Origin of the sequence: Rhodomicrobium sp. (assembly GCF_047605405.1) — a bacterium.
GTDB lineage: Bacteria > Pseudomonadota > Alphaproteobacteria > Rhizobiales > Rhodomicrobiaceae > Rhodomicrobium > Rhodomicrobium lacus.
Genome location: NZ_JASGFR010000004.1, coordinates 131,940 through 142,927, shown reverse-complemented (window position 1 = coordinate 142,927; position 10,988 = coordinate 131,940). Strand labels below are relative to the sequence as shown.

The window sequence follows — 10,988 nt, the reverse complement described above, 5'->3', positions numbered from 1 at the left end:
TCCGACTTCTCGCCGTGAACCCGAGCGCCAGGCGCTTGCTCCCCTGCAAATGCGCATGGCTGTCATTACGAGCGGCGCGCGGAGGCGTCGGAGCGGCGCCGCAGGCGGCCCGTCAGGCGAAGGCCATCGCGGAAACTCAAGCCGATCAGCACGATATTCACGCTTCCGGCAATGAACTCGATCGTTTGCAGCGCCGCGAAGGTGGCGTCGAACTCGCCCGCATCGGCTTTCCAGAAAAGGAATATGGCGGCAGGCACCAGCACGAGAATGCCGTTCGCTGCGATCACGCGCATTCTCGCAAGCTTGCGCGACGCGAGACCACGCGGCGAAGGTCCGGCCAGCGCGAAGCCGGTAGCGCCCGCGATGGCAAGCGCGACGATCAGAACCGGAAGACGCCAGACGATCCACGACTTGACAGCGAGAATGGCGGCGGGATCGCCGTAAAGCTCCGCATAGGCCGTATTGCCGAGGAAGCGAAGTATTATGACAAGGCTCACAAAGCCCGCGATGGCGTGGAGAAGGCGAAGCGGTGTACGCATGCAGAAGCTCCTTGCTTTCGGATTAACATAGTATGCTATGTAACACATGATGGATAAAGATAGCAAGCTATATAATATCGACCGCACAACCTCGGCAGGATATATGACGAACTGGGCGGCGCGACTCTTCGCCCGCGAGATGGATCGCAGGCTCAAGCCTCTCGGCTTGTCGACCGGCCATTTGCCGATTTTCTTCGCGCTGGGGGACGGGGGCGCGCTTTCGCAGAAAGCGCTGACCGAATACGCCGCCATCGAGCAGCCGACCATGGCGGCCACGCTCTCGCGCATGGAGCGCGACGGGCTGATTCACCGCGAGCCTGACGCCAGCGACCGGCGAAGCATGCTGATCTCGCTGACACCGCACGCGATGGGGAAGTTTCCTGCGGTGCGCGAGGCAATCGACACACTCAACGAAAAGGCGCTCGGCGCTCTCAGCGAGGAGGAGCGCAAGGCGCTGCTGACAAGCCTCGCCAAGATCGTGGCGGCGCTGGCTGACGAGTGAGGAGAAATTGCTTACGGCAGCGGCCTAAGTTATGCACCTTTGCGGATGCCAGGCCATAATTTGAGATCGCGTTTTTACGTTGAAGGGAGATCGCACGATGCCGCTTTACAGCTATGACTGCCCCGACTGCGGCAAGCAAACGGAATTGCTCGTCGCCTTCGGCGACAATCCGGCCTGTCCCGCCTGCGGGAGTACGGCGATGAAGAGGTTGCTTTCGCGCGTGGCTCCTCATGCCAATGCGGACGCGGCCGGAACTCCATGCGCTCAGGCGGCGCGCGACGGCGCGTTGAGCAGCTTCAGCCCCTCGGAATGCCGAGGCTGCGCCTGCCACTAAAGCCTGTTTGCGGCGAAGGGTCGGGTGTGAGCGGGCGGCGCCTCATGCGCACTCTCTTGGCGTAAGGGGTGTGTGATGCGAGGCCATCGTTTCGCGGATAGCTGCGGTTCGCTCCGCTCCGTGGATTGAGAGCCGCAATTACAAAACACCGCGCGCGGTTGCAAGTTGTGTACATGTGCCGTTCGAGGCTTTCGAGTGTTCTCCGCCAGTCGACTGGAAACAGCGACTCATGCCCTGATGGGCTTATAGATGGAGGACACATGAAGGTCTGGTCAAAACCAGTCGCTGCCGCAGTCGAAGCTGGCTTCGAAGTGACGCGATACCTTCCCTCGACGCTGGACGTCGCGGCGAAGCGCGCCTGCCGGGAGTAGTCCGGTCGTGTTCGTCAAGGTGCTTGGATCGGCGGCGGGCGGCGGCTTCCCGCAGTGGAATTGCAATGCCCGCATTTCCCGCCTCGCGTGGGACGATCCGGCGCTTCGGCGGACTCAGTCAAGTCTCGCCGTCTCGCCGGACGGCGAACGCTTCGTCATCGTCAACACCTCTCCCGATTTGCGCACGCAGATCCTCGATAATCGCGAGCTGTGGCCCCGGCGGCGCGGCTCGGTTCGCAATTCGCCCATTGAGGCAATTTTCCTCACCAATGCCGACGTCGATGCCATTGCCGGATTACTCACCCTGCGGGAACGTCAGCCGCTCCGGCTGTATGCGTCGGAAGCTGTGCTCGCGATCATCGGCGACAACCGCATCTTCGACGTGCTGGCGCTGGATCTCGTGGAACGCATCGCTGTCAGGCCGGGAGAAAAGGTGACGCCGCTCGATGGGCTGACGTTCGAGCCCTTCGCGGTGCCGGGCAAGATCCCGCTCTATCATGAACAAGGTGACGAAACTCCAGAGACGGGGCTGATCTCGGGGGAAAATATCGGTCTGCGAATAACCGACCGAGAAGGCGCCACGCTTTTCCACATCCCGGGTTGCGCCTCTATCGACGAGGATCTGCTGGACCGAGTTGGCGGTGCGGCTTGTCTCTTCTTCGATGGCACCGTTTATAATGACGGCGAACTGCGCGATGCGGGGGTGGGGGAGAAGACCGGGCGCCGCATGGGGCATGTGCCCATCATGGGGCCGAACGGCTCGCTCGACGCGTTCAGCCGCTCAAAGATCAAGCGCAAGATCTACATCCATATCAACACAACGAATCCCATTCTCGACGCGAACAGCTCCGCCGCGATGATGGTTCGCGAAGCCGGCTGGGATATTGCCGCCGACGGAATGAGCTTCACACTTTAGAACCGGATCCGAACTTCAAGATGAAACCGTTTACCGATCCGATTGCGTTTCAATCAGATCGGCTCGGGCTCTGAAAGCTTGGATTGCGCTCCGGGCGTTCCGGGGCGGATTTAGGCTTTGCAGCGTCGCGCGAGCTTCACGCCGACTCGAACAAGCCGCCTGCCGCGCCCGCCTGAGCCTTCGCAGGCTGGGGCGATGGTTGCGTGACGCCGAAGAACGAGAAAAGGCGGCGTCTGCGGCCGTCGCGCTCCTGCTTCTCCTGCTTGCGCAGATGCTGGGCGAGCGCAATGAACGGGTTGGCGATGGCGCGGTCGTCGGTCTCGCCCTTCGCCACGCGATGCAGGATGACGCCGAGGGGCCGCCGCGTGCGAACCTCCACCGCGCCCATCACCAACACGGCGATGAATGGAAACAGACGCCGGAGCGTGGCGGCATCGACCGGCAGCACGCGCGCACGGTTTTCGACGATCTTCTGAAGCCTCGCCTCGCGCTCGAACAGGAATTCGAGCAGGCGCTGGCCTTCCTTCGCAATCTGCGGGTGACCGAAAATGCGAGGGTCGTCGAGGAAGCGGTCGTAGCGGCGCGAGCCAAGCAACTCAAGGAGCGAGATCACTCCCTCAGGCGTCTGCGAACGCTTTTCGATGGCTTTGGAGATCGGGGGAATGAAGTAGCGGACGGTTTGCGCCATGATCTCGTCGCTGAAGCCGAACACCTGCCCCATATTGCTGAACGCCCGCATGTTCTGAGCGTTTGCTATAATATGAAAAAGCTTCATGCTTCGCCTCGTACAGCCAGATCAACCCGAGGAAACGACTCTTCGGGTTCGGAAAGTGCTCTACGCAGGACTGTCATCGCCCGCATCGCGGGAAGCGACGCGAATCAACGCTACTCATAAATTGTAAAGGATCGCGGCCGCTGGAGCGAAGACCGCGCAAGACGCTTCATGGGGAAGCGCGGACTGTTCGACCACATCTGTGGCAAAAAAGCCTCAGACCTATCGAAGGGCGGGCGGGTGGAACCGGCGTCTTCGGCAACGCCAGCGGAGCGAATTTGAACGTTTGAGTCCCGGTTGCTGCGGCGGCTCTCGCTCAAGTGTCGGACTCGAAAGCTTCACAAAATTATGGCGTTGCCAGAGGCCCTTTCGATCCTGACATTTGCTCGCGAGCGTGCTGCAAACGGATGCAAAGGTCGGAACTGGACCGCTAGAAAGACCACTCGCGCGACTTCTCGACAAGGAAGTCGCGGAACGCGTTCACGCGTTTGGTGTCCTTGAGGTCGGCGGGATAGACGAAGTAGGTATCGAAGATCGGCATCTCGGCCTCTTCCAGGGCATTGACGAGACGCGGATGATCTTTCGCAAGATAGTCCGGCAGCACGGCAATGCCGACGCTCTGCAACACGGCTTCGCGCAGCGCGAGAAGGCTGTTGATGCGCACCGATGGCTCTCGCAGGGTGCGGCCGTCGCGGCCTGCTGTTTCAAGCCAGTTCATCTCCTTGAAGGGGCTGGGCAGCACGCCTCCATAGGTCAGGATACGATGGCGATCCAGGTCTTCCAGATTGCGCGGCCGTCCGTTCCGTTTCACATAGTCCACCGAGGCGTAGACGTGGAAATGCACGGTGAACAGCTTGCGCCGAACGAGATCCTGCTGGGACGGCGGGCCGAACCAGATGGCGACATCGGCCTCGCGCATGGTGAGGTTCAGCGTTTCGTCATCAAGGATGAGCTGAAGCTGAATGTCCGGATAGAGCTTCATGAACTCGTTGAGGCGGGGTGTGAGCCAGCCCGTGCCGAGCGCCATGGTCGTCGTGACCTTCAACTGGCCGTTCGGCTTGCCCCGGCTGTCGGCGAGCAGGATTTGCGTCGTGGCGAGCTTCGAGAACACCTCCTGCGCCGTGCGATAGAGAAGTTCGCCCTGCTCGGTGAGGACAAGGCCGCGCGCATGACGGTGGAACAGCGGCACGTTGAGATCGCGTTCGAGCGAGGCGATATGCCGGCTCACGGCGGACTGGCTGATTGCCAGCGTCTCGCCCGCATGCGTGAAGCTTCCAGCCTCCGCCGCGGCGTGAAAAATCCTGAGCTTGTCCCAATCCATGCGGAGTGCCGGGCCCTTTTATACGCGCCGCGCGGCCTTACTCGGCCGCCTGCGCAAGTGTTTCCAAACTCGCGAGATAGCGCTCCGCGTCCAGAGCGGCCATGCACCCCATGCCTGCCGCTGTCACGGCCTGGCGATAGGTGTCGTCCGTCACGTCACCCGCCGCGAAAACGCCGGCGATATTCGTGGCGGTCGACTTCGCTGCCGTGACGAGATACCCGCCGGACGTAGTATCGAGCTGTCCCTTGAATATTTCCGTCGCCGGAGCATGGCCGATTGCGATGAATATTCCATCCACCGGCAACAGCGTTACCTCATCCGTTACCGTATCGCGAAGTCGCGCGCCTGTCACCGCCCTGGGGTTGTCGTTGCCCACCACCTCGTCGAGTACGGTGTTCCAGAGCACCTTGACTTTAGGGTTGGAGAACAGGCGCGTCTGGAGGATCTTCTCGGCGCGGAAGGAATCGCGGCGATGCGCCACGGTAACGCTTTTCGCAAACTTCGTGAGGAACAGCGCTTCTTCTACCGCCGTGTTGCCGCCGCCGATCACGAGCACATCCTTGCCGCGATAGAAGAAGCCGTCGCATGTGGCGCAGGCCGACACGCCGTAGCCGCGAAAATCCTGTTCGCTCGGAATGCCGAGCCAGCGGGCCTGGGCGCCCGTCGATATGATGACGGATTCCGCGCGATAGGTTGCGCCGCTGTCGCCGTTGAGCACGAGCGGAAGACGCGAAAAGTCGACCGACGTAATCAGATCCTGGACGATCTCCGCGCCGACATGCAATGCCTGCGCCCGCATCTGCTCCATGAGCCAGGGCCCCTGGATCGGCTCGGCGAAGCCCGGATAATTTTCGACCTCGGTCGTGGTGGTGAGCTGGCCGCCGGGCTGCATGCCCTCGATCAGGAGCGGCTTCAGCATGGCGCGAGCCGCATAGATCGCCGCAGTGTATCCCGCTGGACCCGACCCGACAATGATCACCCTGTGATGACGTGCCGCCATTGCAAGCTCATCCCTTCTGAATTAGCATTTCGCATCGCAAAATAGGCGCTGGGGCGTCCGCTGCCAAGGCGATTCGGTCAAGCCCGTGCTGACGGGACCAAACGCGAAACCGCCGCTGACTTTTTTGCTGCTGCGCCAACGTTGAGATCAAAAACTGTTGCGTTGCAACAGAGCAGCCACCACATATCCTGCTGGGCGGGATTGGCCAACAGCCCGAGGGAATCCCAATGGCGTCGGTGCGAACACTGGATGACTCGACTATTCCAACGAAACTCGATGCGACCGATTGGAAGATCCTTGCCGAGTTGCAAAGGGACGGTCGCATAACCAATGTCGAACTGGCTGCCAGGGTCGGGCTCTCCGCTCCGCCGTGTCTCAGGCGCGTTCGGGAGCTGGAACGCTCCGGCATCATCGCCGGTTATCATGCCGTTTTCAATCTTCCGCGCCTCGGTTTTCATCTGACGGCTTTCGCCTTCGTGCGTCTCGAAAGCCAGTCGGAGGCCGATCTTTCAGCCTTCGAGGCCCGCATTCGCCAGTGGGAAATTGTGCGGGAAGCGTTCATGCTCTCGGGCGACACCGATTTCTTGCTGAAGTGCGTCGCGCCCGACCTCGTGACCTTCCAGAACTTCATCATCCGTGAATTGACCGCGGCGCCCAATGTCAGCTCGGTGAAGACGTCCTTCACGATCAAGACGGCAAAAAGCGAGCCCGGCGCGGCGATCGAATAGGCGCATCCGGCCTGCGATCCGGAGACTCGTTCCAGTCATCCGTCTTCCACATGCATTTTCCGAGAGAACGGCGCATGCCGATCATGCGGGCCACCGTGGTGAGAAATCCGCAAAGCCGGTAGATGCAAAATCTCCCGTACCGAATTGACTTCGCCCCATATCGGAGGCTTAATGCCTGCCTCTCATGGAGGCTGGATGCTGGAGATTGTCACAGGCCGCTGATTGTTCGCGCTGAAGCGAACACCACGCGCTTGCCGAAATAGTCGGGCTGCTTTTGCAGTCCTGGCGCGGCAGGCTATTGCGGTCTTTGCATCGAGTCTTCCAATGAATATCTCGAAATACGAGCAGCGGACGCTGCACGCCTTGGCACAAGGCGGATATATTCGTCATGTCCGAAACGGCAAATCCATAATCTCGGTCGAGTGCATCACCCGCGACGGGTATCGTCTTGTCGATTGCTCACTCGACGTCTTCAATAAACTGCGTCGTCGCGGACTTATTCAGTCCGTGGCCGGGCGGCCCTATCGAATCTCCGCGTTGGGACTGTCGGCCGTTCGCTCTCAGCCGGACAATCGTTAAAGCCGGAGCCGATCAGGTTGAATCAACCTGATCGGTGAATCCGCCTCGTTACTCTGAGAAGTTTGCCGATCCGATTGCGGCGAACCAATCAGACCGGAATCAGTCTGCGTGAAATCGCACCCGATTCTCGCACGCCGATCGACACTTGAAATGGACGGCGTCGAGCCGGTGCCCGATTTGCGGACGACGCCGAGCAAAAGCTATCGATCATTTCGCCCGGAATGCTTCAATTCCGGGCGAAAGGTCCAACAAATGCGTTCCCTTGAAGATGATGTGCGGCCCTTGCCTATGCCGCAAACTCCACGGAAACCCCCGCCGCGCGCAGGATGATCGCCACCTCGTTCGCACGGCGGCGGAACTCGCCTTCCGTGTCTTCGGTGTTGGCAAGGTCGGAGCAGAGACCGCGCCACAAAAGCTCGCTCGACAGCAGGAACGCACCCTTGTCTGCGGCAACGCCCGCGCTCACTTCGCGGATGACGCCGCCGGCCACGGCGGCGCCCGTCACCGCGTCGACGAGCACGAATGCGCCCGTGCCGCGATGGTCCGTGAAGCGATCGGCGGCAACGGCCCGCGCGAGATCGACCTGCACCTTGGCGATGTCATTCGGTTCAAGCGTCGCGGCTTCGTTCAATTCCAGCGTGTCGAGGTCAAGGCGGCCGAGAATCTTCAGCGATGCGACCGGAACCATGTCCGTGGGAGTTCGCAGCAGATAGCCCTGCGTTGGGGAATAGGCTTCGTTAGCGAGCCAGACGATGCGCGCTTCGAGCCTGCGCCCTGTCCGTACCTCGCCCTTTTCGGTCGTCAGCACACTGCCACGGCTGACATCGATATGATCGGCAAGTTCGATCACCACGGATTGGCCGCTGCGCGCTGCCTCCAGATCCCCGTCCATCGTACGGATGCTGGCAATGGTACTCGACCGGCCCGAGAGCGCATCGGAGACGGCGTCTCCGACATGGATCGTCCCCGCCGTGATGCGGCCGGCAAAACCGCGAAAGCCCTTGCCGTCGCGCAACACAAGCTGCACCGGCATGCGGAACGACTCGTGTGCGTTGTCCGCGCGGGAACCGACTGTTTCGAGGTGCTCGACGAATGTCGGCCCCTTGTACCATTTCATCGCCTGCGAGCGCGTCGCCACGTTGTCGCCGTTCAGCGCCGAAACCGGGATCGCGATCCAGGACAGCCTCGGGAAGCGCGCGACGGAACCCGCGAAATCGTCGACAATGGCGTCGAAGCGCTCCCTGTTCCAGTCGATCAGATCCATCTTGTTGACGGCGAGCACGACCTTGCGAACGCCCGCGAGGTCGAGGATCGCCAGATGGCGGCGCGTCTGCCGCTTGACGCCTGCCTGCGCGTCGACGAGCAGCACGGCGACGTCGGCATGCGAAGCGCCCGTCGCCATGTTGCGGGTGTATTGCTCATGACCCGGCGAGTCGATGATGACGACGCGGCGATGCGGCGTGTCGAAATAGTGCCAGGCGATGTCGATGGTGATGCCCTGCTCCTGCTCTGCGACGAGCCCGTCCACAAGGCGGCTGAAGTCGGGGCGGCTCGCGCCGTGGAGGCTCGCGGTCTCCTTGAGAAGCTTCTCGCGTTGATCGTCGTAAAGCGGCGAGGCATCCCACAAAAGGCGGCCGATCAACGTGGACTTGCCGTCATCCACCGAACCGCAAGTCAGAAGGCGGACGATGCCGTTCAGTTCCTGGGCTGTCTTGCGCTCTGTCACGGGAGGCTTCCTGTAGGCTTCTGTTTCTGAAGCCGGCTCGGCGCCGGCAAACGCATCGGATGTGTCAAGGCGCATCAGAAGTATCCCTCTTCCTTCTTGCGCTCCATCGCGCCGACTGCGTCGTGATCGATGAGGCGGCCCTGACGCTCGGAGTTGCGCGCATTCAGAACTTCGTCGAGAACGGCATCGATATCGGACGCTTCCGACTTGTCGGCTGCGGTTACGGGCCAGCAGCCGAGCGTGCGGAAGCGCGTCTTGATGAGGCGCGGCGTTTCACCCGGCTTCAGGAAAGGCCGATCGTCGTTGATCACGAAAACCTGCCCGTCGCGCTCGATTGCGGGGCGCTCTTTTGCGAAGTAGAGCGGCACGACATCGAGCTTCTCGCGGGCGACGTAGCGCCACACGTCCTTTTCGGTCCAGTTCGACAGCGGGAAAATGCGCATCGTCTCCCCCTGACCGAGACGGCCATTGAGGATGTTCCACATTTCGGGGCGCTGCTTGCGGGGATCCCACCGATAGCCGGGCGAGCGGAGTGAAAAGACGCGCTCCTTGGCGCGGCTCGCTTCCTCGTCGCGGCGCGCGCCGCCGATGGCCGCGTCGAAGCCGTATTTGTCGAGCGCCTGACGGAGCGCGACCGTCTTCATCACGTCGGTGTAGACCGAGGGTGAATAGTCGACGGGGTTGATGTTGCGCGCGACGCCGTCCTCGTTGATATGCACGAGAAGATCGAAGCCGAAGCGCTCGGCGCTGCGGTCGCGAAACTCGATCACTTCCTTGAATTCCCAGGTCGTATCGACGTGGAGCAGCGGGAAGGGCGGCTTCTGCGGCCAGAATGCCTTCCGCGCGAGATGAAGGAGCGCGGTCGAGTCCTTGCCCGCCGAATAGAGGAAGACGAGCTTCTTGAACTGCGCGGCAGATTCGCGAAGGATCGCAATGCTTTCCGCTTCGAGCAGGTCGAGATGGGATAGAGGTTTGGTCATCGGGCTGAAGGTCTCTCGAAGCGAATTAAAGGTTTCTCGACCCGCCAGGTCGGTTGTGCAGGCCACATTCCTTGCGGTTTTCGTCTTCCCACCACCAGCGGCCGGCGCGGATGTCCTCTCCCGGCTCGATGGCGCGCGTGCAAGGCTGGCACCCGATGGACGGGAAACCGTGCGCATGAAGCGCATTCACCGGCACGTTGTGCTCTGCGACGTAGGCTTCTACTCGTTCGAGCGTCCAGTCGGCGATCGGGTTGATCTTGATCAGGTTCTGCTGTCCGTCGAACGCGGCGAAAGGCGTTTCGCCCCGCGTCGTGGACTGCTCGCGGCGAACGCCCGTCACCCACCCGGCCGCGTTTTCGAGCGCGCGCTGAAGAGGCAGCACCTTGCGAGCGTTACAGCACGCCTTGCGCTGGTCGACCGAATAACGGAAGCCGAAAATGCCATCGCGCGCGACAAGGTCCTCGACGTCGCCAGCATCGGGAAATACGACGCGGATACGGGTGCCGAAAACGCGCTCGCTGCGCGAAAGAATGTCGTAAGTCTCGGGGAAATGCCGGCCGGTATCGAGTGTGAATGCCTCGATGCGAGACCGCGCCTTGGCGATAGCGTGAAGAAGGACTTGATCCTCAATGCCAAGGCTGGTTGAGAATAAAATTCGGCCATCGATAGAATTTTCAATCGCGGCGATACGTGTCGGCAAGTCCTCTATGGAGAACAAAGCGTTATTCAGCGCCTCGGCGAGCTTTTTTCGCTCGGTCGGACGATCCAATTCTTCTACAGGTGCAGACATATTTTATTCAGCACTTTCGTGGGGCAAGTCAGCCGGGGCCCGGTATGTAGCGACTAACATACACGCAAAAAACGTCTTCGAGCATCCGAATTGGAAATAAAGATCATTTTGTTTGATGTGGCGGAAGCATGGAAAATATCTGTTATTGGATGGCGGCGTGTATTATGTTTCTTTCAAAAAATCGCATATTTATCGAATTCCAGTTCGCGATCACTCAGAACTGAGCGGCGTGCAAAAGGGAAAATTTGTAGCGCAAGGGGCCGATGTCGCGAAGCGGCACGTCTAGGCAAGAGGCGCTCGCGACATTTGTCGATCTGGAAATGCCGGCTGTTTCCGTGTGCCGGTCGGCTTTCGTTACGCCTCCGGTCACTGTTTTGCATTCGATTCATAGCCTGCTGGCAGCCGCCATCGGATCGCGCGCCTTTGGTGT

At 60.9% G+C, this 10,988-nt stretch carries 13 protein-coding genes; 6 read left to right on the top strand and 7 right to left on the bottom strand.

Annotated elements, in window-relative coordinates:
• Positions 1-65 precede the first annotated feature (65 nt).
• Positions 66-539, bottom strand: coding sequence for a hypothetical protein (locus tag QM659_RS03130; protein WP_415187341.1), 474 nt, complete (start codon positions 537-539; stop codon positions 66-68).
• 103 nt (positions 540-642) lie between these two features.
• Here QM659_RS03130 and QM659_RS03125 point away from each other — a divergent pair, with 103 nt between their 5' ends.
• From QM659_RS03125 to pqqB, 4 genes are all read left to right on the top strand, one after another.
• Positions 643-1,041: a MarR family winged helix-turn-helix transcriptional regulator gene (locus tag QM659_RS03125; RefSeq protein WP_415187340.1), complete on the top strand. Its 399-nt coding sequence runs from the start codon at positions 643-645 to the stop codon at positions 1,039-1,041.
• 97 nt (positions 1,042-1,138) lie between these two features.
• Positions 1,139-1,375, top strand: coding sequence for an FmdB family zinc ribbon protein (locus tag QM659_RS03120; RefSeq protein WP_415187339.1), 237 nt, complete (start codon positions 1,139-1,141; stop codon positions 1,373-1,375).
• A gap of 260 nt (positions 1,376-1,635) precedes the next feature.
• Positions 1,636-1,746 (top strand): pyrroloquinoline quinone precursor peptide PqqA, encoded by a 111-nt coding sequence (locus QM659_RS03115; RefSeq protein ID WP_127076560.1) that lies wholly within the window; start codon positions 1,636-1,638, stop codon positions 1,744-1,746.
• 7 nt (positions 1,747-1,753) lie between these two features.
• Entirely contained in the window at positions 1,754-2,662 is a 909-nt protein-coding gene (gene pqqB / locus QM659_RS03110) for a pyrroloquinoline quinone biosynthesis protein PqqB (protein WP_415187338.1), read from the top strand.
• A gap of 136 nt (positions 2,663-2,798) precedes the next feature.
• Here pqqB and QM659_RS03105 read toward each other — a convergent pair whose 3' ends face one another.
• From QM659_RS03105 to trxB, 3 genes are all read right to left on the bottom strand, one after another.
• Entirely contained in the window at positions 2,799-3,437 is a 639-nt protein-coding gene (locus QM659_RS03105) for a DUF937 domain-containing protein (protein WP_127076558.1), read from the bottom strand.
• Positions 3,438-3,864: 427 nt separating this feature from the next.
• Entirely contained in the window at positions 3,865-4,755 is an 891-nt protein-coding gene (locus tag QM659_RS03100; protein ID WP_415187337.1) for a LysR family transcriptional regulator, read from the bottom strand.
• Between the two features lie 37 nt (positions 4,756-4,792).
• A complete protein-coding gene (gene trxB / locus QM659_RS03095; RefSeq protein ID WP_415187336.1) occupies positions 4,793-5,755 on the bottom strand; it encodes a thioredoxin-disulfide reductase in 963 nt (320 codons plus the stop codon).
• Positions 5,756-5,982: 227 nt separating this feature from the next.
• Here trxB and QM659_RS03090 point away from each other — a divergent pair, with 227 nt between their 5' ends.
• Both QM659_RS03090 and QM659_RS03085 read left to right on the top strand, forming a co-directional pair.
• On the top strand, positions 5,983-6,483 hold the full coding sequence (locus tag QM659_RS03090; RefSeq protein ID WP_052037200.1) for an Lrp/AsnC family transcriptional regulator: 501 nt from the start codon (positions 5,983-5,985) through the stop codon (positions 6,481-6,483).
• Between the two features lie 324 nt (positions 6,484-6,807).
• Positions 6,808-7,062: a YjhX family toxin gene (locus QM659_RS03085; RefSeq protein ID WP_127076555.1), complete on the top strand. Its 255-nt coding sequence runs from the start codon at positions 6,808-6,810 to the stop codon at positions 7,060-7,062.
• A gap of 286 nt (positions 7,063-7,348) precedes the next feature.
• Here QM659_RS03085 and QM659_RS03080 read toward each other — a convergent pair whose 3' ends face one another.
• From QM659_RS03080 to QM659_RS03070, 3 genes are all read right to left on the bottom strand, one after another.
• Positions 7,349-8,788, bottom strand: coding sequence for a sulfate adenylyltransferase subunit 1 (locus QM659_RS03080; protein ID WP_415187335.1), 1,440 nt, complete (start codon positions 8,786-8,788; stop codon positions 7,349-7,351).
• Positions 8,789-8,862: 74 nt separating this feature from the next.
• Positions 8,863-9,768 carry a sulfate adenylyltransferase subunit CysD gene (cysD, locus tag QM659_RS03075; RefSeq protein WP_127076553.1) on the bottom strand — a complete coding sequence of 302 codons (906 nt, stop codon included), beginning with the start codon at positions 9,766-9,768 and terminating at the stop codon, positions 8,863-8,865.
• 25 nt (positions 9,769-9,793) lie between these two features.
• Positions 9,794-10,558, bottom strand: coding sequence for a phosphoadenylyl-sulfate reductase (locus QM659_RS03070; protein WP_415187334.1), 765 nt, complete (start codon positions 10,556-10,558; stop codon positions 9,794-9,796).
• Positions 10,559-10,988: the final 430 nt, after the last annotated feature.